Source organism: Novosphingobium terrae (assembly GCF_017163935.1).
GTDB lineage: Bacteria > Pseudomonadota > Alphaproteobacteria > Sphingomonadales > Sphingomonadaceae > Novosphingobium > Novosphingobium terrae.
Window position 1 is genome coordinate 1,220,841 of sequence record NZ_JABVZR010000002.1, and the last position, 23,271, is coordinate 1,244,111.

26 protein-coding genes are annotated in these 23,271 nt (G+C 66.3%); 10 read left to right on the forward strand and 16 right to left on the reverse strand.

Translation table 11 applies throughout. From position 1 onward, the window contains the following. Positions 1-5: 5 nt before the first annotated feature. Genes HGK27_RS23635 through HGK27_RS23650 form a run of 4 tightly spaced genes read right to left on the reverse strand, consistent with a single transcriptional unit; the run spans position 6 to position 3,109 of the window. On the reverse strand, positions 6-371 hold the full coding sequence (locus HGK27_RS23635; protein ID WP_206245329.1) for a Rieske (2Fe-2S) protein: 366 nt from the start codon (positions 369-371) through the stop codon (positions 6-8). Next, a complete protein-coding gene (maiA, locus tag HGK27_RS23640) occupies positions 368-1,009 on the reverse strand; it encodes a maleylacetoacetate isomerase (RefSeq protein ID WP_206245330.1) in 642 nt (213 codons plus the stop codon). The genes HGK27_RS23635 and maiA overlap by 4 nt, the downstream gene beginning before the upstream one ends. 34 nt (positions 1,010-1,043) lie before the next feature. Continuing rightward, complete coding sequence (gene hutC / locus HGK27_RS23645) at positions 1,044-1,748, reverse strand: histidine utilization repressor (RefSeq protein WP_206245331.1); 705 nt, start codon at positions 1,746-1,748, stop codon at positions 1,044-1,046. Then, positions 1,745-3,109: a formimidoylglutamate deiminase gene (locus tag HGK27_RS23650; RefSeq protein ID WP_206245332.1), complete on the reverse strand. Its 1,365-nt coding sequence runs from the start codon at positions 3,107-3,109 to the stop codon at positions 1,745-1,747. The genes hutC and HGK27_RS23650 overlap by 4 nt, the downstream gene beginning before the upstream one ends. 88 nt (positions 3,110-3,197) lie before the next feature. Between HGK27_RS23650 and hutI the strand changes: the two genes are divergently transcribed. The 5 genes from hutI to HGK27_RS23675 are packed head-to-tail and all read left to right on the forward strand — an operon-like array spanning position 3,198 to position 9,046. Next, positions 3,198-4,427 carry an imidazolonepropionase gene (hutI, locus tag HGK27_RS23655; RefSeq protein ID WP_206245333.1) on the forward strand — a complete coding sequence of 410 codons (1,230 nt, stop codon included), beginning with the start codon at positions 3,198-3,200 and terminating at the stop codon, positions 4,425-4,427. Beyond that, on the forward strand, positions 4,424-5,983 hold the full coding sequence (hutH, locus tag HGK27_RS23660; protein WP_206245334.1) for a histidine ammonia-lyase: 1,560 nt from the start codon (positions 4,424-4,426) through the stop codon (positions 5,981-5,983). The genes hutI and hutH overlap by 4 nt, the downstream gene beginning before the upstream one ends. Continuing rightward, entirely contained in the window at positions 5,980-6,789 is an 810-nt protein-coding gene (gene hutG, locus HGK27_RS23665; protein ID WP_206245335.1) for an N-formylglutamate deformylase, read from the forward strand. Before hutH ends, hutG begins: the two co-directional genes overlap by 4 nt. After that, positions 6,786-8,453, forward strand: a complete 1,668-nt coding sequence (gene hutU / locus HGK27_RS23670) for a urocanate hydratase (protein ID WP_206245336.1) — start codon at positions 6,786-6,788, stop codon at positions 8,451-8,453. The genes hutG and hutU overlap by 4 nt, the downstream gene beginning before the upstream one ends. After that, positions 8,450-9,046 (forward strand): HutD/Ves family protein, encoded by a 597-nt coding sequence (locus HGK27_RS23675; RefSeq protein WP_206245337.1) that lies wholly within the window; start codon positions 8,450-8,452, stop codon positions 9,044-9,046. The genes hutU and HGK27_RS23675 overlap by 4 nt, the downstream gene beginning before the upstream one ends. A 10-nt stretch (positions 9,047-9,056) precedes the next feature. Here HGK27_RS23675 and HGK27_RS23680 read toward each other — a convergent pair whose 3' ends face one another. Genes HGK27_RS23680 through phhA form a run of 6 tightly spaced genes read right to left on the reverse strand, consistent with a single transcriptional unit; the run spans position 9,057 to position 14,638 of the window. Further along, positions 9,057-9,344, reverse strand: coding sequence for a 4a-hydroxytetrahydrobiopterin dehydratase (locus HGK27_RS23680; RefSeq protein ID WP_206245338.1), 288 nt, complete (start codon positions 9,342-9,344; stop codon positions 9,057-9,059). A 5-nt stretch (positions 9,345-9,349) separates the two neighbouring features. Next, positions 9,350-10,021, reverse strand: a complete 672-nt coding sequence (locus tag HGK27_RS23685; RefSeq protein ID WP_206245339.1) for an SDR family NAD(P)-dependent oxidoreductase — start codon at positions 10,019-10,021, stop codon at positions 9,350-9,352. 16 nt (positions 10,022-10,037) lie between these two features. Next, positions 10,038-11,336, reverse strand: coding sequence for a fumarylacetoacetase (fahA, locus tag HGK27_RS23690; protein ID WP_206245340.1), 1,299 nt, complete (start codon positions 11,334-11,336; stop codon positions 10,038-10,040). Further along, positions 11,336-12,607, reverse strand: coding sequence for a homogentisate 1,2-dioxygenase (hmgA, locus tag HGK27_RS23695; RefSeq protein WP_206245519.1), 1,272 nt, complete (start codon positions 12,605-12,607; stop codon positions 11,336-11,338). The genes fahA and hmgA overlap by 1 nt, the downstream gene beginning before the upstream one ends. A 60-nt stretch (positions 12,608-12,667) precedes the next feature. After that, complete coding sequence (gene hppD, locus HGK27_RS23700) at positions 12,668-13,714, reverse strand: 4-hydroxyphenylpyruvate dioxygenase (RefSeq protein WP_206245341.1); 1,047 nt, start codon at positions 13,712-13,714, stop codon at positions 12,668-12,670. A gap of 51 nt (positions 13,715-13,765) precedes the next feature. After that, positions 13,766-14,638 (reverse strand): phenylalanine 4-monooxygenase, encoded by an 873-nt coding sequence (phhA, locus tag HGK27_RS23705; RefSeq protein ID WP_206245342.1) that lies wholly within the window; start codon positions 14,636-14,638, stop codon positions 13,766-13,768. Positions 14,639-14,732: 94 nt separating this feature from the next. Between phhA and HGK27_RS23710 the strand changes: the two genes are divergently transcribed. Then, positions 14,733-15,206, forward strand: coding sequence for an Lrp/AsnC family transcriptional regulator (locus HGK27_RS23710; RefSeq protein ID WP_206245343.1), 474 nt, complete (start codon positions 14,733-14,735; stop codon positions 15,204-15,206). 70 nt (positions 15,207-15,276) lie between these two features. Beyond that, positions 15,277-15,744, forward strand: coding sequence for a DUF2867 domain-containing protein (locus HGK27_RS23715; protein WP_241127807.1), 468 nt, complete (start codon positions 15,277-15,279; stop codon positions 15,742-15,744). On the opposite strand, the gene HGK27_RS23720 is transcribed toward HGK27_RS23715, so the two are convergent. From HGK27_RS23720 to HGK27_RS23735, 4 genes are all read right to left on the reverse strand, one after another. After that, positions 15,741-16,139 carry a carboxymuconolactone decarboxylase family protein gene (locus HGK27_RS23720; protein WP_206245344.1) on the reverse strand — a complete coding sequence of 133 codons (399 nt, stop codon included), beginning with the start codon at positions 16,137-16,139 and terminating at the stop codon, positions 15,741-15,743. The two genes, HGK27_RS23715 and HGK27_RS23720, sit on opposite strands and share 4 nt — an antisense overlap. Before the next feature lie 108 nt (positions 16,140-16,247). Next, positions 16,248-17,123: a LysR family transcriptional regulator gene (locus tag HGK27_RS23725; protein ID WP_206245345.1), complete on the reverse strand. Its 876-nt coding sequence runs from the start codon at positions 17,121-17,123 to the stop codon at positions 16,248-16,250. Positions 17,124-17,144: 21 nt separating this feature from the next. After that, a complete protein-coding gene (locus HGK27_RS23730; protein ID WP_206245346.1) occupies positions 17,145-17,963 on the reverse strand; it encodes a protein phosphatase 2C domain-containing protein in 819 nt (272 codons plus the stop codon). Positions 17,964-18,100: 137 nt separating this feature from the next. Further along, positions 18,101-18,943: an oxidoreductase gene (locus HGK27_RS23735; RefSeq protein ID WP_206245347.1), complete on the reverse strand. Its 843-nt coding sequence runs from the start codon at positions 18,941-18,943 to the stop codon at positions 18,101-18,103. A gap of 49 nt (positions 18,944-18,992) precedes the next feature. Between HGK27_RS23735 and HGK27_RS23740 the strand changes: the two genes are divergently transcribed. The 3 genes from HGK27_RS23740 to HGK27_RS23750 all read left to right on the forward strand — a co-directional run bounded on the left by HGK27_RS23740 (position 18,993) and on the right by HGK27_RS23750 (position 20,960). Continuing rightward, positions 18,993-19,628 (forward strand): TetR/AcrR family transcriptional regulator, encoded by a 636-nt coding sequence (locus tag HGK27_RS23740; protein WP_206245348.1) that lies wholly within the window; start codon positions 18,993-18,995, stop codon positions 19,626-19,628. Next, positions 19,625-20,626 carry a homoserine dehydrogenase gene (locus tag HGK27_RS23745; RefSeq protein ID WP_206245349.1) on the forward strand — a complete coding sequence of 334 codons (1,002 nt, stop codon included), beginning with the start codon at positions 19,625-19,627 and terminating at the stop codon, positions 20,624-20,626. Before HGK27_RS23740 ends, HGK27_RS23745 begins: the two co-directional genes overlap by 4 nt. 85 nt (positions 20,627-20,711) lie before the next feature. Beyond that, positions 20,712-20,960: a hypothetical protein gene (locus HGK27_RS23750; protein ID WP_206245350.1), complete on the forward strand. Its 249-nt coding sequence runs from the start codon at positions 20,712-20,714 to the stop codon at positions 20,958-20,960. An 11-nt stretch (positions 20,961-20,971) separates the two neighbouring features. Here HGK27_RS23750 and HGK27_RS23755 read toward each other — a convergent pair whose 3' ends face one another. Then, complete coding sequence (locus HGK27_RS23755) at positions 20,972-22,303, reverse strand: DUF3422 domain-containing protein (protein ID WP_206245351.1); 1,332 nt, start codon at positions 22,301-22,303, stop codon at positions 20,972-20,974. A gap of 113 nt (positions 22,304-22,416) precedes the next feature. Next, positions 22,417-23,262: a sigma-70 family RNA polymerase sigma factor gene (locus tag HGK27_RS23760; protein ID WP_206245352.1), complete on the reverse strand. Its 846-nt coding sequence runs from the start codon at positions 23,260-23,262 to the stop codon at positions 22,417-22,419. Positions 23,263-23,271 lie beyond the last annotated feature (9 nt).

Below are 23,271 nucleotides of genomic sequence, written 5' to 3' on the forward strand. Positions count from 1 at the left end.
CGCCATCACGCAGCCGTGACCAGCATGCCGTCCTGCACGGCAACAGGCCATGCGCTCAGGGACTGGCCGGCGCAGGGCCCGCCCATGCACAGCCCATCCGTGATCCGGAACAAGGCGCCATGCCACTGGCAGGCGATCATCGTGCCATCGGGCGTCAGATAATCGTCCAGCACCTGAGTCAGCGGCAGCCCGGCATGCGGGCAGCGGTCGACATAGCCGAAGGCCTCGCCGCCCTGCCGCACGATAAAGCCGTGAAACCGGCCCGCCCTCAGCTGGATCACCACATTGCGGGCTTTCCCGTCCTCAATGGTGTCAAGCGCACCGAGGCTGATCCCCGCCGGTGTCGCGAAAAGACGTGTTTCCTCGCTCACGGGCGCACCGCATCGGGCTGATTGTCGGGATGGGCATCGGCAAAGGGCTGGAGCGCGCGCGCCGCTTCGGCGGCAGCCACAAGCCGGGGCCAGGCGCTGCAATCGACCCCGAACCGCTCGGCGGAATAGAGTTGGGGCACCAGATAGCAATCGGCCAGCGTGGGGCGATCGCCATAGGCGAAGCCTTTGCCATGCTGCGCGATCATCGCCTCCACGGCGGTGAAACCCTCGCCGATCCAGCGGGCGATCCAGCGCTGCTCCTGATCGGGTGTGGCCGTGAAATCGGTGCGCAACGCCTCCAGCACGCGCAGATTGTTGAGCGGATGGATATCGCAGCCGATCGCCGCGGCCATGGCGCGCACATGGGCGCGGCCTTCCGGATCGGCGGGCAGCAGCGGGGGCTGGGGATGGCACTCCTCAAGCCATTCGAGGATGGCCGGGCTCTGGGTCAGCACGGCGTCCTCCAGCCTGAGGGCGGGCACCAGCCTTTGGGGATTGAGCTGCTCGAAAGCGGCATGCCTCTGTTCGCCCGCGCGCAGATTCACCGGCAGCTGGGTGTACGCCACCCCCTTGATGTTGAGCGCGATCCTGGTGCGATAGGATGTGCCCGAACGCCAATAGCCATAAAGAGTCAGCATCGATTGTCCTCACGCAGGATGGGTTGGCGGTGCGTCAGTTGCCCTTGGGGCCGAAGCGCGCGACCAGATCATAGGCCGCGCCGATAAACAACTGGCGGACATGGGTGATATGCTCCTCGCCGCGCCAGGTGCGCCGCTCCAGCGCCAGACAGGCGGTGCCTGCTTCCACGCCCAGATGCTCGGCCTCATGCGGTGTGGCGCCGATGGCGGAGATCCGGTTTTCCGCCTCGGTCCAGGGCACATGATGCAGCAGCCAGCTGCCCGGAGGCTCCACCGTGAAATCGGCATCGGCCATATCCGGCGCGGCGGCCAGCGCCACAAGGCGGCGCTCCAGCGCCAGCGGCGTGCCATCGGCCAGATGCAGCCCTTCCAGCGTCAGCACCCTGCCGCTGCCCGCCAGAGCCCGTTCCTCCATGCTGGCAGGCGCCTTGATCTTGCGGGAGAGCAGGCGATAGGCATAGCTCTGGCCCTTGCCGATGATTTCGGCGGCCAGATCGGGAATGTCGAGCACCATCGCATGCACTTTGGGCCGGGCGACGAAGGACCCGGCACGCTTGCGGCGCTCGATCAGCCCGGCGGTGGCCAGAGCGCTCAGCGCCTTGTTCACCGTCATGCGCGAACAGCCGTGGATGTCCATCAGCTCATGCTCGAAAGGCAGGCGGTCACCCGGGCTCAGCGTGCCCGAGATGATCTCGGCCTCGATCCCGGCCCGGATGCGTTCATGCAGCGCGATGTTCATGCCAGCAGCTTGGCCAGCGTGCTGCGGTAGCTTGCGGTGATGGTGTCCCGCTGCACATGGCGGCCATCGGCCACCACCATGCGGCCCCGGCGCCAGACGCAATCGACCGCCTCGCGCCCGGCGGAAAAGATCAGCCCGTCAAGCAGCGCATCGCCCGATCGCGCGGTAAGCGAGGGATGGTCGCCCTTCAGGCTCACGATGTCGGCGCTGAGCCCGACCGCCAGACCGGCCTCCACCCCAAGCGCCTGCCCGCCGCCCCGCAGCGAGGCGTTATAGAGCGCGGCCCCCGTCGAGGCGCCGGCCTCACGGGCCAGCAGATTGCGGCCCTGTCGGCTCAGGCGCTGGCCATATTCCAGCAGGCGCAGCTCCTCGGTCGCATCGATCCTGACGTTGGAATCCGAACCGATCCCATAGTGGCCCCCGGCGGCAAGATAGTCTTCCATCGGGAACAGGCCATCGCCCAGATTGGCTTCGGTGATCGGGCAAAGGCCTGCAATGGCGCCGGTTTGCGCCATGTGGTGCGTCTCGTTCAGAGTCATATGCGTAGCGTGGACCAGACACCAGCGCCGATCAACCGGCATATGGTCAAGCAGCCATGCGACGGGGCGCTGGCCGCTCCAGCTCAGGCAATCCTCCACCTCGCGCTGCTGTTCGGCGATATGGATATGGATCGGCGCTTCGCCCGCCAGCGGCAGCAGATGGCCCAGCTCCTTGGGCGTGACGGCGCGCAGCGAATGCGGGGCGATGCCCACCACCGCATCGCCCAGCGGCGCCACCGCACCGCGTGCCGCCTCATGCAGCACGGCATATTGATCGGGCGAGCAAAGGAAGCGGCGCTGCCCCTCGCCGGGGGCCTGCCCGCCGAAACCGGCATGGGCATAGAACACCGGCAACAAGGTCAGCCCCAGACCGGTGTCCTGAGCGGCGGCGGCCAGCCTTGCGCTCATTTCGGCCGGGTCGGCATAGGCACGGCCATCGGGGGCATGGTGCAGATAATGGAACTCGCCGACGCGGGTAAAACCGGCCTCCAGCATCTCCATATAGGCCAGGGCGGCGATGGCCTGCATCTCATCGGGGCCCATTCTGGCGAGGAAGCGGTACATCACCTCGCGCCAGGTCCAGAAGCTGTCACCGCTGGGGCCGCGCGTTTCGGCCAGACCGGCCATGCCGCGCTGAAAAGCATGGGAATGCAGATTGGGCAGGCCGGGCAGGGCGATGCTGTGGCGCTGCGCTGCCGCCGTGGGGCTGGCACCGCGTTCCAGCCGCGCGATCAGGCCATCCGCGATGTCGATCCGCACATCGCTGGCCCAGCCATCGGGCAGCAGCGCAAGGTCGAAATGGAGGGAGGCGCTGTGCGGCATCGCGTTTTCCTTCTGGACAGTGAAGATATGTCTATACATAATGGCGCGGCAAGGCAACAGCAGTCCAGACCCGCGAAAGGCCCGTTTCATGCAGTGCGATACGCTCTGGACCGATGTCCGACTCGCGACGATGGCAGCCCCCTCGCATGGTAAGGACAAGGACAAGGGCGAGGGCGTGGCCGTGATCGAACGCGGCATGCTGGCGGCGCGCGATGGCATGATCCTTTTTGCGGGGCCGCAGGATGATGCCCCGGCCTTTGCGCCAGGCCGCCAGATCAAGGGCGAGGGGCGGCTGATCACCCCCGGCCTGATCGATTGCCACACCCATCTGGTCCATGGCGGCAGCCGGGCGGGCGAATGGCAGGCGCGTCTGGCCGGTGCCAGCTATGAGGAGATCGCCCGCGCCGGCGGCGGCATCGTCTCCACCATGAATGCCACGCGGCAGGCCAGCGAGGATGAGCTGGTCGCCTCGGCCCTGACCCGCCTCGATGCCCTGATCGCCGAGGGCGTGACGAGCATCGAGATCAAATCGGGCTACGGCCTTTCGCTGGAGGCGGAACGGCGGATGCTGCGCGCCGCGCGGCAACTGGCGCGGCAGCGCAGGATCACGGTTCGCACCACCTTTCTGGGCGCCCATGCCCTGCCACCCGAATTCTCCGGCCATGCCGATGGCTATATCGATCTGGTCGCCGATGTGATGATCCCCGCACTGGCCGAGGAAGGGCTGATCGATGCGGTGGATGCCTTTTGCGAGGGCATCGGCTTCACCCTTGCCCAGACCGAGCGCGTCTTCACCGCCGCCAAGCGCCATGGCCTGCCCGTAAAACTCCATGCCGAGCAGCTTTCCAACCTGCATGGCGCGCAGATGGCTGCCGGTTATGGCGCGCTGTCCGCCGATCATCTCGAACATCTCGATGCGGCGGGCGTCGCGGCCATGGCGGCCAGCGGCACCGTCGCCACGCTGCTGCCCGGCGCTTTCTATTTTACGCGCGAAACCGTGCTGCCGCCTGTCGATCTGCTGCGCGCCGCCGGTGTGCCCATCGCGCTGGCGACGGACTGCAATCCCGGCACCTCGCCGCTCACCTCGCTGCTGCTGACCATGAACATGGGCGCCACGCTGTTTCGCCTGACCGTGGAGGAATGCCTCGCGGGTGTCACCATCAACGCGGCGCGCGCGCTGGGGCTGGCCGGAGAGACCGGCTCGCTGGAGCCCGGCAAGCGCTGCGACCTTGCCATCTGGGATGTCGAACATCCCGCCGAACTTGTCTATCGCATGGGGTTCAACCCGCTCCATGCCCGTATCTGGAGTGGATCATGAACGAGATCGTCCTCACCCCCGGCGATGTGCCGCTGGCGGACTGGCGTGCCATCTATCGCGGCGCGCCCGCGCGGCTCGATCCGGCCAGCGCCCCGGCGATTGCGGCCAGCGCGGCGGCCATTGCGCGCATTCTGGCCAAGGGCGTGCCCGTCTATGGCATCAACACCGGCTTCGGCAAGCTGGCCAGCGTGAAGATCGCCGATGACGAGCTGGCCACGCTTCAGCGCAACATCGTGCTCAGCCATGCGGCGGGCACGGGCGCGCCCAGCCCGGTGCCGGTGGTGCGGCTGATGATGGCGCTGAAACTGGCCAGTCTGGGGCAGGGCGCCAGCGGCGTTCGGCCCGAGACGGTGGCGCTGCTCGATGCCATGCTGGCGCGCGGGTTGACGCCCGTGGTGCCTTCGCAGGGTTCGGTGGGGGCCAGCGGCGATCTGGCGCCGCTCTCGCATATGACCGCGACGATGATCGGCGTGGGCGAGATCGAGATTGAAGGCGTGGTGCTGCCCGCCGTGGAGGCTCTGGCCAAGGCCGGTCTGGCGCCTGTCGAGCTGGGGCCCAAGGAAGGTCTGGCGCTGCTCAACGGCACGCAATTCTCCACCGCCAATGCGCTGGCCGGGCTCTTCGAGGCCGAGGTGCTGTTCCAGTCGGCGCTGGTCACCGGCGCGCTCTCGACCGAGGCGGCCAAGGGCACCGATGCGCCCTTCGATCCGCGCATCCATCGGCTGCGCCGCCATCCCGGGCAGGTCGCGGTGGGTGAGGCGCTGCGCAGCCTGATGGCGGGCTCGGCCATCCGCGCCTCGCATCGCGAGGATGATCCGCGCGTGCAGGACCCCTATTGCCTGCGTTGCCAGCCTCAGGTGATGGGCGCCGCGCTCGATGTGCTGCGTCAGGCGGCCACCACGCTGACCACCGAGGCCAATGGCGTCTCCGACAACCCGCTGATCTTCCCCGAGACCGACGAGGCGCTCTCCGGCGGCAATTTCCATGCCGAGCCGGTGGCCTTCGCCGCAGATATGATCGCCATGGCCATCTGCGAGATCGGCTCCATCGCCGAGCGCCGCGTGGCGATGCTGGTCGATCCGGCGCTGTCGGGCCTGCCCGCTTTCCTCACGCCGCGCCCCGGTCTCAACTCGGGCTTCATGATCCCGCAGGTCACCGCCGCCGCGCTGGTGAGCGAGAACAAGCAGCGCGCCTATCCGGCCAGCGTCGATTCCATCCCCACCAGCGCCAATCAGGAGGACCATGTCTCCATGGCCGCTCATGGCGCGCGCCGCCTGATGGAGATGGCCGCCAATGCCACCGCCGTGCTGGGCATCGAGCTGCTGGCCGCCTGTCAGGGGGTGGACTTTCACGCCCCGCTGACCTCCAGCACCGCGCTGGAGGCCGTGCGCGCCGCCACCCGCCATGAGATCCCCGCGCTGGAGGATGACCGCCATTTCTATCCCGATATGGAAGCGGCCAATCGCCTGATCCGCTCGGGCGCGATTGTGGCGGCGGCGGCGCTGCCTCTGCCGGGCATCTCAACGCCGGACCTTTCAATGGACGCAGGTGCATGACCGACTGGCTGGAGATCCATCGCGGGGAGGCGCCGCTGGTGGTGGCCTTCCCGCACACCGGCACGCAGATTCCGCCCGAACTGGAGGCGCGCTTTGCCTCGCCATGGCTGGCGCGCAAGGATGCGGATTGGTGGATCGACCAGCTTTACGCCTTCGCGCGTGATCTGGGTGCCACCACGGTGCGCACCCGCCTGTCGCGCAGCGTGATCGACTGCAACCGCGATCCTTCGGGTGCCTCGCTCTATCCGGGCCAGGCGACCACGGGCCTGTGCCCCACCGAAAGCTTCGATGGCGAGCCGCTCTATCGCGGCGAAGGCCCGGATCAGGCCGAGATCGAACAGCGGCGGATCGCCTGGTTCGATCCCTATCACGCCGCCATCACTGCCGAACTGGCCCGGCTGCGCGCAATCCACCCGCATGTCGTACTCTATGACGCGCATTCGATCCGCAGCCATATCCCCCGCTTGTTCGAGGGCGAGCTGCCGCAGTTCAACATCGGCACCAATGGCGGCGCGACCTGTGATCCCGCGCTGGCGCAAGCCGTGCAGAGTGCCTGCGCCGCCAGCGGGCTCACCCATGTGCTGGATGGCCGCTTCCGGGGCGGCTGGACCACGCGCCACTATGGAGAGCCCCAAAACGGCATCCACGCCATCCAGATGGAGCTGGCGGTCCGTGGCTATATGGCCGAGCCCGCAGACCCCACCCCCGACAGCTGGCCGACAGAACTGGACGCCCAGCCCGCCATTCTTCCCATCCTGCGGCAGGTGATCACCGCCTGCCTCGCCTTCGCGAAAGGGCATGTATGAACCGTCTCGACAACAGCCGCATCATCAAGGCCCCCACCGGCACCGAGCTGTCCGCCAAAAGCTGGCTGACCGAGGCGCCCTTGCGCATGCTGATGAACAACCTCCACCCCGATGTCGCCGAGAACCCTGAGGAGCTGGTGGTCTATGGCGGCATCGGCCGCGCCGCGCGCAATTGGGAGAGCTTCGACCGTATCGTCGAAACGCTGCGCGTTCTGGAGGATGACCAGACCCTGCTGGTGCAGTCGGGCAAGCCGGTGGGTGTGTTCCGCACCCATAAGGATGCGCCGCGCGTGCTGATCGCCAACTCCAATCTGGTGCCCAAATGGGCCAATTGGGAGCATTTCAACGAGCTCGATAAGAAGGGTCTGGCGATGTACGGCCAGATGACGGCGGGCTCGTGGATCTACATCGGCACGCAAGGCATCGTGCAGGGCACCTATGAGACCTTCGTGGAAATGGGCCGCCAGCATTATGACGGCGATCTCTCGGGCAAGTGGCTGCTGACGGCGGGGCTTGGCGGCATGGGCGGGGCTCAGCCGCTGGCCGCCGTGATGGCGGGGGCGAGCTGCCTTGCCATTGAGTGCCAGCGCAGCCGGATCGAAATGCGCCTGCGCACCGGCTATCTCGACCGCATGGCCGAAACGCTCGACGAGGCCATGGCGATCATCGAGGAAGCCAGAGCCAGCAAGCAGCCGGTCTCGGTCGGTCTGCTGGGCAATGCGGCGGAGGTTCTGCCCCAGATGCTGGAACGCGGCATCCTGCCCGATCTGCTGACCGACCAGACCAGCGCGCACGATCCCATTAACGGCTATCTGCCCGCAGGCTGGACCGTCGCCGAATGGCTCGACAAGCGCGAGCGCGATCCTGCCGCCGTGGCCAAGGCCGCCAAGGCCAGCATGGCCACCCATGTGCGCGCCATGCTGGAATTCCAGAAGCGCGGCGTGCCCACCACCGACTATGGCAACAACATCCGTCAGGTCGCCTTCGATGAGGGTGTGGAGGATGCCTTCGCCTTCCCCGGCTTTGTGCCCGCCTATATCCGCCCGCTGTTCTGCCGGGGCATCGGGCCCTTCCGCTGGGCCGCGCTTTCGGGCGATCCCGAGGACATCTACAAGACCGACCAGAAGGTGAAGGAGCTGCTGCCCGACAACAAGCATCTCCACCGCTGGCTGGATATGGCGCGCGAGAAGATCCATTTTCAGGGCCTGCCTGCGCGCATCTGCTGGGTCGGTCTGGGTGACCGGCACCGGCTGGGTCTGGCCTTCAACGAAATGGTGGCCAGCGGCGAGCTGAAAGCCCCGGTGGTGATCGGGCGCGACCATCTCGACAGCGGCTCGGTCGCCAGCCCCAACCGTGAGACCGAGGCGATGCGCGATGGCTCCGATGCCGTCAGCGACTGGCCGCTGCTCAATGCCTTGCTCAACACGGCCTCGGGCGCGACATGGGTCTCGCTGCATCATGGCGGCGGCGTGGGCATGGGCTATTCGCAGCATTCGGGCATGGTGATCGTGGCCGATGGCACGCCGGAGGCCGCCGCAAGGCTGGAGCGCGTGCTGTGGAATGACCCGGCCACCGGCGTGATGCGCCATGCCGATGCGGGCTATGACATCGCGCTGGATTGCGCGCGTGAGAAAGGGCTCAACCTGCCCGGCATTCTGGGATGAGCGGTTTCACCCTCCTGAGGGCGGCGGATCGTTGCCCTCAGCCCTGGAAGAATGGCGGGGGGATCACCAGCGACGTGCTGGTCCATCCCCCCGGCGCCGACATGGAAAGCTTCGACTGGCGGATCAGCCTTGCCGAAGTCGGGCAGCAGGGGCCTTTCTCGGCCTTTCCCGGTGTCGATCGCATTCTGACGGTGATCGAGGGCACGCTTGAGCTGGAGATCGATGGCGCGCGCTGCCGGATCGATCATGGTTCGCCGCCACATCCCTTTTCGGGCGATGCATCCGCCTATGGCTGGCCGGGGGATGGTCTGGTGCGCGATGTGAATGTCATGGTGCGCCGCGCAGCCGGCCGGGCGGCGGTGGCGCGTGAGGCCGTTGCGGCGCGCGCTGTGCTGGATGTGGCGCCGCAGACGGTGCTGGTGGTGATGGCCCTTGATGCCTTGTCGGCCAGCGTGGCCGGGGAGGATCTTGCCCTTCAGCCGCTCGATGCGCTGTTGATGCCCGAGCCCGGCACCTTGCATCTGCAGGCACCGGGCACCGCGCGCTTTTTATCGGTGCGGTTGATGGCTGCGGAAACCGGCAAGGCGAGCTGAAGCCCGCCGATCAGATCAGCCGATCGATCACCCCGGCCAGTTCCACATCGCGGGTGGAGACGCCATCGGCATCATGGGTGGTCAGCCAGATATCGAGCTTGTTGTAGACATTGGCCCATTCGGGATGATGGTCGCGCTTTTCGGCTTCGACGCCGATCCGCACCATCAGCCCGAGAGCCTGCCCGAAATCACGCAGCACGATGCGGCGGTGGATGGCCTTGCGGGGCTCATCATAGGTCCAGTCGGGCAGGCTTGCGAGGGCCTGTTGCAGGGCTTCCTGAGTCAGCGGTGCGATCATCGGGCTCAATCCTTGCTGGCGTTGGTCACGGGGATGCCGGCGCCGTTGATCGCGCGCGATTGCGGTCCGGCCAGAAACTGCACCACCGCGGCGATGGCGTCCGGGCTGGTCCAGTCGGCGGGATCGGCATCGGGCATGTCGCGGCGGTTCTGCGGCGTATCGATGATGCGGGGCAGGACGATATTGGCCCGGATGCCGCGCGGGCGCATCTCTTCGGCCGTGGCCTCGATTAGCCGGGCGACGGCGGATTTCGCCGCCGCATAGGCCGCCATGCCCGCACCGGCGGGCTGGGCCGAGGCCGCGCCGATGGCAACAATCGCCGCGCCATCCTTGAGCAGCGGCAGGCTGGCCCGCACCGGAACGACGGTGGTCAGCACATTGGCCGCGAACATTTTCTGCCACAGTTCGGGCGAGCTTTCGGCCAGTTCGGCCCAGGCGAAGGCGCCCGCCACCAGCACCAGCGCATCGATATCGCCCAGCCATGCCTTGGCCGAAGCCAGCGCGGGCTCAACCTCGGAGGGGTTGGAGAGATCGGCGCAGCGGAGCCAGTGCAGGCCGTCTCGTTCGGCGGGGGCCTCATGGCGGTCGATGGCGGCCACGCGGTGTCCGGCCTGAAGGAAGCTGTCGAGGATGGCCCGGCCCAGATGGCCGCTCGCGCCGGTGATGATCACATGCATGGGGTCGGCTTTCAGGTCAGGCGATAGCGGGCAGGATGGTGGCGCGGTTTTGCCCGAAGCCGATCGAGGCGAAGCCGTCGCGATGGGCATGGGCGGTAAGGATGATTTCGTCGCCATCCTCGACAAAGCTGCGCTTTTCGCCATTGGGTAAAGTGATGGGTTCGGCGCCGCCCTGAGTCAGCTCCAGCAGGCTGCCGAAGGCGTCGCGCGTGGCGCCGGAAATGGTGCCGGAGCCCAGCAGATCGCCCGTCCGCAGATCGCAGCCGTTGGAGCTGTGATGCGCCACCAGCTGGGCCACCGTCCAATACATATCGCTGGCGTTGCTGGCGCTCAGCGCCGCGGCGGGGGTGCCCTCCTCGCGCATGGTGCGGGTCCTGATCGCCACCTCCAGCGCGAGGGAGAACTGGCCCGCGCTCTGGTCCTTGTCGTCCCAAAGATAGGGCAAGGGGGCCGGATCGCCCTCGGGGCGCGGCGGCTGGGCGATGCGGAAGGGGGCCAGAGCCTCGGCGGTGACCACCCAGGGCGAGATGGTGGAGTGGAAGTTCTTGGCGAGGAAAGGCCCGAGCGGCTGATACTCCCAGGCCTGAAAATCGCGCGCCGACCAGTCGTTGAGCAGGCAGAAGCCCGCGATATGCGCGGCGGCCTCACCGATGGGGATCGGCTGGCCCAGCGCATTGCCCTGCCCGATCCACACGCCCAGCTCCAGCTCGTAATCGAGGCGGGCGGTGGGGCCGAAGATCGGCCCCGGCGCGTCGGGCAGCTTGCGCTGGCCCCGGGGGCGCAGAACATCCACATCCGAGGGGCGGATCGAGGAGGCGCGCCCGTGATAGCCGATCGGCACATGCTTGTAATTGGGCAGCAGCGGATTGTCGGGCCGGAACAGCTTGCCCACATTGGTGGCGTGGTGGATGCCGACATAGAAATCGGTGTAATCGCCGATGGTGAAGGGCAGATGGAGCGTGCAATCCGCCATCGGGCACAGCGCCGGCTCGATCCGGGCGCGATGCGCGGGATCGGACAGCAAACGCGACAGCGCCTGACGCAGGGCGCGCCGCACCGCCTCATCCAGCGCGAAAAGCGCGTTGAGATCGCCGGCCTGCAGGGCATCATGGGTCTGCGGGGGCAGCAGATCGGCAATGGCCGCCAGGTCCAGCACATGGTCCCCGATGGCGACAGCCGGGCGCGGCTGCTGGCCAGCGCGCGCGGCGATGCCGAAAGGCAGGTTCTGGATCGGAAACTCGCTGTGGCCGTTTGCGCTTTCGACCCAGCTCTGGCGTTGCGGATCGTGGGTTTCGTCGATGGAGAAGATGCTCATCAGGGAAGTTTCGCCTTTTCAAAGCCCGACCAGGCTTCGTCATAATCACTCTGGAGGAGATCGCTGTCCATGGCCCAGCGCGTGGGCCGGATCACATGGCGGCTCTCGAACATGAAGGCCATGGTGTTCTCGAGCCTGTGCGGCTTGAGATCGGCGGAGACCGCCTTCTCATAGCTCGCCTTGTCGGGCCCGTGGCCGTTCATGCAATTGTGCAGCGAGGCGCCGCCCGGGGCGAAACCGCCCTCCTTGGCGTCATAGGCGCCTTCGATCAGCCCCATGAACTCGCTCATCACATTGCGGTGGAACCAGGGCGGGCGGAAGGTGTCCTCGGCCACCATCCAGCGCGGCGGGAAGATCACGACATCGATGTTGGCGGTGCCCGGCGTGTCGGAGGGGCTGGTCAGCACGGTGAAGATCGAGGGATCGGGATGGTCGAAGCTGACCGTATTGATGGTGTTGAAGCGGCGCAGATCATAGCGGCAGGGCGCCAGATTGCCGTGCCAGGCCACTACATCGAAGGGGGAGTGGTCGAGCGTGGTGGCCCAGAGCGCGCCCTGAAATTTCTGGATCACCTCATGCGGCTCATCGCGATCCTCGAACCATGCCGTGGGTGTTTCGAAATCGCGCGGATTGGCAAGGCCATTGGCGCCGATGGGCCCCAGATCCGGCAGGCGGAACAGGGCGCCGTAATTCTCGCAGACGTAACCGTGCGAGGGGCCGTCCAGCTCGACGCGGAACCGCACGCCGCGCGGGATCAGCGCCATCTGCAGCGGGGCCACCACCATCACGCCCAGTTCGGTGACGATGCGCAACGCGCCCTGCCGAGGCAGGATCAGCATCTCGCCATCCGCCGAGAAGAAGGCGCGCCGCTCCATCGAGCGGTTGGCCGCATAGAGATGGATGCCGCAGCCCGCGCCCGCCGCCACATCGCCATTGCCGCCATAGGTGGTGAGGCCGTCGACAAAGTCGGTCGGCCGGGCGGGAGGCGGCATCGGGTCCCAGCGCAGGCGGTTGGGGCTGACCCGCCCCTCGCCAAAGGGGCCGGAGCGCAGCAGCGGCGCCCCTTCATAGGGCACGAAGGGCCTGTGCTGGGCCGCCGGGCGCAGGCGATAGAGCCATGACCGGCGGTTCTCGGCGCGGGGCGCGGTGAAGGCCGTGCCCGAAAGCTGCTCGGCATAGAGGCCGTAGGGCACCTTTTGCGGCGAGTTGCGGCCCACCGGCAGCGCGCCGGCCACCGCTTCACTGGCGACGTGATTGCCGAAGCCTGTCATATAAAGCGGGCCGTTGTCCGGCTCTTGCTGGGCCATGATCTGCTCTCTCCCATGCCCTCCTTACAGATCGACCGTGATAACACCGCGCCGGATCTGATCCAGCTCGATCGACTCATACAGGGCCTGGAAATTGCCGTTGCCGAAGCCTTCATTGCCCTTGCGCTGGATGATCTCGAAGAAGATCGGGCCGAACATGTTCTCGGTGAAGATCTGCAGCAGAATGCCTTCCTCACCCACATCGCCGTCGATCAGGATGCGGTTCTTCTTCAGCCGTTCCAGATCCTCGCCATGGCCGGGCACGCGCTTGTCGACCAGCTCGTAATAGGTCTCGATCGTGTCCTGCAGGCGCACACCGCGCGCGCGCAGCTTCTCGACGGTCTCGTAGATGTCCGGCGTGGTGAGGGCCAGATGCTGGATGCCTTCGCCATTGTAATCGCGGATGAATTCCTCGATCTGGCTCTTGTCGTCCTGGCTTTCGTTCAGCGGGATGCGGATGGCCTTATCGGGCGCGATCATCGCCTGGCTGAACAGGCCGGTGGCCTTGCCCTTGATGTCGAAATACTTCTGCTCCTCAAAGCCGAAGAGCTTGGCGTAGAACTGCGACCACACCCGCATCTGCCCGCGCCGCACATTATGCGTCAGGTGATCGAGCAGATCGAGGCCGACATTGTTCGCCTCGGCCTGCTCCTGCCAGCCCGGCACCACCTGCCAGTCGGCGAAGGGATCGGCATCGACCAGATAGAGCAGCGAGCCGCCAATGCCTTCCAGCGCCTTGGCGCCGGGCAGGGCCGAACCCGAGGTGTCGGCATCGGTCGCGCCGCGCTCCAGCGCCAGCTTGTGGGCCAGAGCGGCATCGGCCACGCGGAAGCCCATACCATTGGCCGAGGGGCCGTGCAGCTTGCGGAAATCCGCAGCCTGACCTTCGGGCAAGGCGTTCAGGATAAAGGCGATGCGGCCCTGGCGGAACAGCTGAAGCGCGCCATCCTGCGTATGAGCCGCCAGTGTGAAGCCCAGCTGTTGCAGCTGCGCGCCCATGGTGGCCGGTTCGGGCGAAGTGAATTCGCAGAAGGCGAAGCCATCGAGGCCAAGGGGATTTTGATCGTTCATCACAGAAGTCCGTTGCCTGGTGGGTTTTTGGGTGGGTTTTTGAAGATGGGTTCAGATCGGGTGGCGCGCGGCTCTGGCGCGGGCGTAATCCTGCGTGCCGCGATGATCGATGCGGTCGCTTTCCAGCACGGTGGCGACATCGAGGTCATCCGTGCCTTCCAGCTCGCGGTAGAGCGGGGCGAAATCACTCTCGATGGTCTGGCGCAGCAGATCCTCGAAACTGTCGATCACGAAATAGGTCTGCTGGAAATCGTCGATGCGATAGCGCGTGCGCATCAGCCGCTTGAGGTCGAAGCCGATGCGGTTGGGCGAGGGATCGTCCAGCGCGAAGATCGACTCGCTGAAGGAGGAGACGATGCCCGCGCCGTAGATCTGCAGACCCTCAGGCGCGCGCAGCAGACCGAATTCCACCGTATACCAGTAGAGGCGGGCCAGCCTGTCGATCGCGCCCAGCTCCACCGCGCGCTGGCCGCCCCTTCCATAGGCCTCCATGTAATCGGCAAAGACCGGATTGGCGAGCAGCGGGACATGGCCGAAGACATCGTGAAAGATGTCGGGCTCTTCCAGATAGTCGATCTGCTCGGGCGTGCGGATAAAGCGCCCGGCCACAAAGCGGCGATGGGCCAGATGGTCGAAAAACAGCGCGTCCGGCACCAGACCGGGCACGGCCACCACCTGCCAGCCCGTGGCATCCATCAGCCGGGCGTTCAGCTCGGCAAAGTCCGGAATGCCCGGTTTGGACAGGCGCAGCACATCGAGCCCGTCGAGAAAGGCGGGCGCCACGCGGCCGGGCAGCAGGCGCGCCTGCCGTTCGAACAGCTGATCCCACATCGCATGTTCACCGTCGCTGTAACGCGCCCAGTCCTGAGGAATGGTCCAATCGTCCGCAGCTTCCGGCGGCTTTGCAAGGGTGCTGTCTGCCATGGCGAAACTATCTCACAGATCAGGCTTGAATGGGTTTCAAAAACCCGTCACTTTCCGGGAATTCTGAAACGGAATTCAAATTTTATGGTGATCTGTGAAACAGCAATCGCGCCTTGATCCGATCGATCTGCGAATCATCGATGCCCTGCAACAGGATGCTTCGCTCAGCCATGCCGAATTGGGGGACCGGGTGGGTGCCTCGGCGGCCTCCTGCTGGCGCCGGATCAAGGCGCTGGAGGCAGAGGGCATCCTCACCGCCACCGTCAGGCTGGTCGATCCCGAGAAGATCGGGCGCGGGGTCAATGTCTTCTGCAACATCCGCGTGCGCCATCACGCGCAGGAGGTGCGCAAGCCCTTCGAGGATTTCCTGCGCGAGCGCCCGGAGGTGATCGAGTGCTTTTCCATGTCGGGCGAGTGGGATTATCTGCTGCGGATCGTGGTTGCCGACGTGGCCGATTACGAGAAGTTCCTGATGCGCACCCTGCTGGAGCATCCGGCAGTGGGGGCGGCGGCCTCTCATTTCGCGCTGTCGACGACGAAATACACCACGGCCCTTCCGATCGGCTGAGGCTTCGCGAATTCGATACGCACATCCATGACATGCCGGTATGATGCCGGTGAAGCATGCAGGGCAGCCCATGAACGCCAGTGATCTGATCGCCTCTCGTGAACGTCTGGCCTATTATGACAGCCAGTCGATCGAATTGCCCCGCGCCCTTACGCCGCTGGAGGCGTGGAATCTGATGATGGCGCAGCCTCAGCCCATTCTGAGATGGGCCTTTCGGGTGCGTGATGCGATTTCCGCGCGCTTTGGCGTGAAGCGGATCGGCGGGTTCAGCGGCCGCCGCCGGGATGGGGTGCAGGTGGGGGATCGCCTCGATTTCTTTCTGGTCGAAGGGGTGAGCCCCGATGCCCTGCTGCTGACCGAGCGCGACCGCCATCTCGATGTCATGACGGCCATCCGCACCGAGGGGGCGCGGCTGACCATCACCTCCTCGGTCGTGGTGCATAATGCTTTCGGGCGGGCCTATATGCTGCCGGTCGGCCCGGCGCATCGGGTGATCGTGCGCGGCATGCTGGCCCGCCTGCGCAAGAGCCTGCGCTAGTCCTGCCCGATGCCGAAGACCTCGGCGGCCACGCCCAGCGCATTGTTGGCCGAGGCCCCGCCCGCATAGAACTGCGTCTGCACGATCACCTCGACGATCTGGTCCTGCGTGGCGCCTGCCACCAGCGCCGCCTCGATATGGGCTTTGAGCTGCGGCAGAAGCCCGCGCGCCACGCAGCAGGCGATGATCACGAATTCGCGCGTCGCCAGATCCAGCCCCGGGCGGTCGAGCACGCCTGCGAAGGACCATTCCATCGTCATGGTCAGGAAATCGGGGCAGAGATCGTCGCGTGAGCGGGCCAGATCGGCGCCGCTATGGCCGCCATGGAGCTGCTCGAACAGGGTGAGGCCCCGGGCATAGGCCGGCGTTTCGCGCGATAGAACCTTGATTGTCATGGCTGTCTCCTTGCTGTGTTGCCCCGGAGACTGGCCGATGGCATTCAGCAGAAACAGCCCGATAGGGTGCGATCACTCCGCACTCCGGTTCCGCAATCGCGCCGGGTGCTAGGCCGGCCCGGCAAAATGATCGAGCGCGAAGGCGATAAAGGCGCGCAGCTTGGCCGGGGCGGCGCGATCGCGGGGATAGACCAGAAACAGCTCCCGCCCTCGGGCTTCACAGGCGGTTAGCACCTGCTGCAACTGGCCCTTGGCCAGCGCCTCACCCACCAGAGCATAGGGCTGCAGGATGATCCCCGCGCCTGCGATGGCGGCCTCGCGCAGTGCCAGCCCGCTGTCGATCCGCAGGCTGTAGTGGATCGGCACGAGGATGTCCCGCTCGCCGTCCAGAAAGCGCCAGTCATGCCGCAGGCCCCAGCGCGTATGGCCAAGGCAATCATGCGCGGACAAATCCTCGGGCCGCTGAGGCACACCGTGCCGCGCCAGATAATCCGGCGCCGCGCAGACGATCATGCGGTAAAAGGGCATCAGCGGCCTTGCCACCAGCCCGCTGTCGGCCAGCGGACCGATGCGGAAGGCGACATCCACATTGTCACCGCCGGGATCGACCGGCGCATCGGTGAGCGCCAGTTCGATCTCCACGCCGGGATGCGCCTTGCGAAACGCCGCCATGGCCGGGGCCAGCCTGGTCACGCCAAAGGAGGTCGGCGCGGACACACGCAGCAGGCCCGAAGCCGCGCCGCGCAGGCCGATGGCATCATCCTGTGCCGCATCGACCTGCCGCAGGATCTCGCGGCAGCGTTCGAGAAACAGCTCGCCCGCCTCGGTCAGCTTCTGGCGGCGGGTGGTGCGTTCCAGCAGCCGCAGCTGCAGGCGGTCCTCCAGCGCGCGGAGATGCTTGCCCACCATGCTGGGCGACAGGCCGCGCCGTTCCGCCGCTGCCGCCAGACTGCCGGTGGCGACCACATCGACAAAGACAGCCATGCTTTCAAGGCGATCCACGCCCTAGCCGACCCTCAACCAGATCGCGGAGGCATCGTCGCTCGGTTTGAAACGCGGAAAGCGTGAGGAGCCGGCATCATGACGCTCGATGGCGCGCAATTCCTCGATCAGCCCGGCCAGACCGCGCGAGGGCAAGGCGGCGAACAAAGTGTCCGGATCATAGAGTTCATAGGTGTCCAGCAGGGCCGAAAAGCCATCGGACATCAGCAGCAGCTCATCGCCCTTGCGCACCGGTACGCTGTGGAAGCGGGTCGAGGCGCGCGAGGCCTCCGCATCCACCCCCAGCACGCGCCGCTGCGGTCTGCCGCGCTGCGCGCGCTGATCGGCCAGCACAGTGGGCGAGCGCAGGCCGCCCGTGGCAGCGCCCACACCGAGCGCCAGAGCCGCCGCCTGCTCACGCTGGCGATTCGGTGCGGGTGTCACAAAGGACACCTCGGCGCCGCTGCGCAGCAGGACGGAGCAATCCGCAGCATGAGCGCAGCCAAGCCTCTCGCCTTCAAGCGCCACCGCCGCGAAGGCCGCGCTGGGGATCTCCCATGCGCCGAAAGGTTCGCGCTGTTTCTCGTGCCGATAGGCCTGCGCCACGGCATCGAACACGCTGCCGCACAGATCGTCCAGAGGGCCCGAGGCTTGCGCGAAGGCGCGATCCGCTGCCGCTGCCAGCCAGGCCGCGCCGCCTCGGCCACCCAGCAGGCCGGGGTCGCCCAGATCGGTGGCCCCGTCGATCACCCAGGCGTGGCGGTCCGCGCAGCCGAGTCGATCATCATTCGCCACCTCGGCTTTGCCTGCCACGCTGGCCATCTGGATGAGGTCTAGATGCAAGGTGCCATCCCATCGTCACTGCCGTTCGATGCGGGCTTGGTAACAGAGTGATGGCATCCTTTCATCACTTTAGAGCATCGTGCGAAAAAGTGGGCACCGGTTTTTCGCGAGGACGATGCGGCAACAGACACCGCGTTCTAGCCGGGAAAAGAGGTGGAGCGTGAGAGGTCTTCCCATGTGGCGATCTCGCGCTTCATGCCCGCCAGCTTCTGGTCGACCAGCGCCAGCGCATCCTCGCCAAGGAACAGCCGCGAGGGCGGATTTTCAGCCTCGATCAGCGCCAGCAGGGCCTGAGCGGCCCGCGCCGGATCGCCGGGCTGGTTGCCGCTCTTGGCCTGACGCGCGGCGCGGATCGGGTCCATCACCTTGTCATAGTCACCGATGCTGCGCGGCGTGCGGTCCATCGAGCGCCCCGCCCAATCGGTGCGGAACTGGCCCGGCGCCAGCGCCGTGACGCGGATGCCCAGACCCGCAACCTCCTTGCCGAGCGATTCCGAAATGCCTTCCAGCGCGAATTTGCTGCCGCAGTAAAAGCTGATCCCCGGCATGGTGATAAAGCCGCCCATCGAGGTGACATTGACGATATGGCCGCGCCGCCGTGCCCGCATGCCCGGCAGCACCGCCTTGATCATTGCCACCGGCCCATAGACATTGGCCGCGAACTGACGCTGCAGATCCTCCATCGAGGATTCCTCCAGCACGCCCTCATGGCCATAGCCCGCATTGTTCACCAGCACATCGATGGGGCCGCTCTGCGCTTCGGCGGCAGCGACGGCTTCGGGGATGGCCGCGAAATCGGTGACATCGAGCAGCAGCGGCATGGCGCGATCCGGGGCCAGAGCGGCAAAAGCCTGCGCATCCTCCTGCTTGCGCACGGTGCCGATCACGCGATGCCCGGCTTGCAGGGCACCTTGCGCAAAGGCGCGACCCAGACCGGAACTGACGCCGGTGATCAGAAAAATCCTGGAAAGGGCAGTCATGTCTCACTCCATGCTGGTGTATAAACTATATCATGATATAGATAAGCTCATGGCATCCGACAAGACCCCCACCACTGCCATCCGTGGCGAACCTCTGCGCCAACGCGTTCTCGACGCCGCTGAAAACCTGCTGCGGCAAGGCAAAGCGGAATTCTCGATGCGCGAACTGGCCGCCGAGGCCGGGGTGAGTTTTGCCACGCCGTTCAACCAGTTCGGCAGCAAGGCGGCGATCATGCAGGCGCTTTCAACGCGGCGGATCGACCGGATGGAGGCGCTTTACAGCGCTGCGTCCCCGGCCCCCGATGCGCTGAGCCGTGTGCTGCTGGCCACGGCCACCGCCTCGGCGGTGATGCTGGAAGAGCCTTTGGTGAACCGCGTGGTGATGGGCTGGTTGGGGGCTGGCAGCCAGACGCCGGGGCAGGTTCTGGCGCGTTCGACGGCGCTCTGGGCTCTGGCCTTGGGGGCAGGGGAGGGGTTGCGCCCCGGCCTGCGCGAACAGGCTCTGGCCTGCCTGCCGGGGCAACTGGCCTTTGCCTTTCGCGGCGTGCTCTCCTTCTGGACCGCCGGGGAACTGGCCGATGAAGCGCTGGCAACCAGCGCCGGAGAGGTGGCCCAAAGCCTGCTGCTTGGCTTTATCGAACATGAGGATAGAACTGGCCCCTCAGCTTCGGGACCACGATCATGACACAACACTACCGTATCGCTCTGGCAGGATTGGGCGGCGTGGGGCGGGCGACAGCCTCGCTGCTGCTCGCCCGGCGCGAGCATTACCGGCAGCATTATGGCGTGGAGGTGCGGCTGGTTGCGGCCTGTGGATCGCGCGCGGGGGTGATGGATGCCGAGGGGCTGGAGCTGGACCGGCTCGATCATCTGGAGGAGGGCCTGACCGGCCCGGATTTTATCGCCGCCAGCCAGGCCGACGCGCTGATCGAGGCGGGCCCCAGCGATTTTCGCACCGGCGGCCCCGGCCTGCCCTATCTGCGCGCGGCGCTGACGGCGAGGCGCGATGCCATCGTCATCTCCAAAGGCGCGCTGGTCCATGACGGGCGGGCGCTGCGCGATCTGGCCCAAGCATCGGGATCGCTGCTCAAGCTGAGCGGCGCCACTGCCGCAGCCTTGCCCACCATCGATCTGCTGCATTACAATCTGCTCGGCTGCCGGGTGTTGGGCATCGAGGGCATTCTCAATGCCACCACCAATTTTCTGCTCGATGCGATGATCCATCGCGGCATCAGCTTTGCCGAGGCGCTGCAGGAGGCTCAGGCCGCCGGTTTTGCCGAAAGCGATCCGCGCAACGATGTCGAGGGTTGGGACACCGCCTGCAAGCTGCTGATCCTCGCCAATTTCGGGCTGGGTGCCGATCTCGGCATCGCGGATATGGCGGTGTCGGGCATCGATCATCTGGGCGAGGATCAGTTGCGGGGCTGGCGCGACCAGGGTCTGGTGCCCAAGCTTGTCGGGCGGCTGTGGCGCGAGGGGGAGGCCTTCAAAGCCAGTGTCGGCGTTCAGGCCTATCCGGCCAGCGATCCTTTCGCTCTGGTGGCGGGGAAGAACAAGGCGGTGCGGATCACCACCGATCTGATGGGCGAGATCACGGCGATGGGCGGCGGATCGGAACCCAGGGCGACAGCGGCAGCCGCGCTGAAGGATCTGGAGCATATTCTGGCGATCCGGAGCCGGTAGCTTTCTCTCACCGGGAAAAGCTTCTACAGGGCCCCTTTATGCAACCCATGAGACAGCGCCCGGATATGGGCGCCAAGAGGACACAATGACCGCATCCCTGCAGGATCAGCAAGATCACTTCGCCCATTGCATTCAGGTGTTTGGCGGGATCGCGGCCTCGTCGCGGCGGCTGGGCATCGATGAGCGGGCGCTGCGCCGCTTTATCAATGGTGAGCGTCCCCTCAGCGCCACCCTGCTGGAAGACACCGCCAAGGCCCTGCGCACCGTGATTGCCGAGGCGACTTCGGCGGAAGCCCGGCTCAGCGCTGTTCTGGCTGACCTGCCGGAGGCGTAAACCGGGGCGCCTTAATGGTCGGCCCCGGGATCGCGCTTGGTCTTTTTCAGATGGTGGACGCTGCGCCACACCACAAAGATCACCACCGGGATCAGCAGTGCATCGGTCAGCCCCGGCAGATGCAGGCCCAGATGGCTCAGCGCCTCCTCCATATGATGGAGCAGGTTGAGCGCGTAATAGCTGATCGCGAAGACCGAGAGGCCCTCCACCGTATGCTGCAGCCGCAATTGCAGCCCGGTGCGCCGGTCCATCGAGGCCAGCAGATCGCGGTTGCGCCGCGCCAGCGCCGTATCGACGCGGGTGCGCAGCAGATCGCTGGCCCATGCCGCCTGTCGCGAGAGATCGTCGATGCGGCGGCTGAAGGCCTCGCAGCTGCGCATGGCGGGCAGCAGGCGCCTTTCGGTGAAATCGTCGAAGGAGCGATAGCCCTCCACCGGTGACACGGCCAGACGGCGCATGCGGTCGATACAGATTTCGGAATAGGCGCGTGTGGCGCTCATGCGATAGCGCGTCGAGGCGGCGATCTGGGCGAGCGAGGCGCTGAGCGCCGTCAGCTGATCCAGGATCTGGCCGTCGTCGGTATCGGCCTGCGCCACCTGCACGGTGATGGCGGTCAGTTCCTTCTCCAGCGCGGTGATGACCGGCGTGGCGGCCTGCGCTTCCGGCAGGCCCAGCAGCGCCATCTTGCGGTAATTGCCCAGTTCCAGCACGCGCTGCAGCAATTGCGAGGCATCGATGCCGCTCATCCCGCGATCATGGATCAGCAGGCGGCCGAAGCCGTCCGGGTGCAGGCGGAAATCGCTCCACAGGCGCGCCTTGCCATGCGCCGCATCCGAGATGATCAGATCGTCCGAGGCGAAATTTTCGCGGATCACCGCGGCGGAGGGTTCCTGCGCGATCAGGCTGATATGGCTGGAGCGGATGATGCGCCCCGGCAAGGCATTGGCCCAATCCGCCACCCCGGCAAAGGGGGCCAGATCGAAGAGTTCGCCCTCATGCCCCGGGGCGATGAAGGTGTAGGTCATGAATTCCGCATGGCGTTCCCAAGCGAAACTCAAGGTGCCCAGAGGGCGGGTCAGAAAGCGGATATCCTCGGCCAGCGGCGGGCCATCTGCCGCAAAACGCTGGCCCAGTTGCGCCAGACTGGCCTGCACGTCCTGCGGGCCGGTCAGCATCACCAGCTGCAGGATGCGCGCCGGGGCCACCATATGCGGCATCTTGCGCACATGCATCTCGGTGGAGAGCGAGGCACGCAGGGGATGGTCCCGCTCGGGATGCAGGAAGGAGAAAGCCGGGCCTTCGGGCAGCAGCGGGACGGTTGCCGGAGTGGACCCTTCAGACATGATCGGTGGGCTCGCCTTGCATGGACAGAGTGAAGAAAACTGGGCGTTTCGCGCCGATAGCACAGTCTTCACCAGAGCCGGAAGGTTACAAAATGTCCAAGGCGGCGGGCGCGCTATTCGAGATGTTTCAGCTTGTCCGGATTGCGCGTGACATAGATGGCGCGAATCTGCCCTTCCTCGATCTTGAGGGCGGTGGTCTGCAGCAATCCGTCGGGCTCGCGGGTGATAAAGCCGGGCAGGCCGTTGACCAGACCGTAGCGGATCAGGCGCGAGGGAACAGGCCGCAGCCGCGCCAGAGCGGTCTGGGCGCGCAGGAACTCCCGCGCTCCTTCCAGCACCCGCGAGACCGAGGGCCGCTTGCCGCCGCCATCGGAATAGAAGCGCACATCCTCGGCCAGCAGCGCGCCCAGATGGGTGAGATCGCCCTGACTGGAGGCCTCGAAAAAGGCCGAGGCGATGGCCATGCCGCGCTGGCGGTCGAGCGGGAAGCGCGGGCGCTCGGCCCGCACATGCTCGCGGGCGCGGGTGGCCAGCTTGCGGCAGGCGGCAGCATCGCGGTCCAGCACCTGCGCGATGTCGTCAAAGCTTTCGCCGAACAGGTCGTGAAGCAGGAAGGCCGCGCGTTCGAGCGGTGACAGCCGCTCCAGCGCCAGCAGCAGGGGCAGGGTGACATCCTCATCCACCCAATCATCCTCCACCACCGGTTCGGGCAGCCATGGGCCGGTGTAGCTTTCGCGCAAAACCCGCGCCGATTTCAGATGATCGAGGCAGAGTCGCGTCACGATCCGGCGCAGAAAGGCGCCGGGCACCTCCACCTGCGCATGGTCCACCCCGCGCCAGCGCAGAAAAGCATCCTGCACGATATCCTCGGCATCGGCCATCGAGCCCAGCATGCGATAGGCGACGCGCAGCAGGGCAGGCCGCTGCGCGTCGAAGATCTGGGTCGCCCCCCCGTTCATGACTGACTC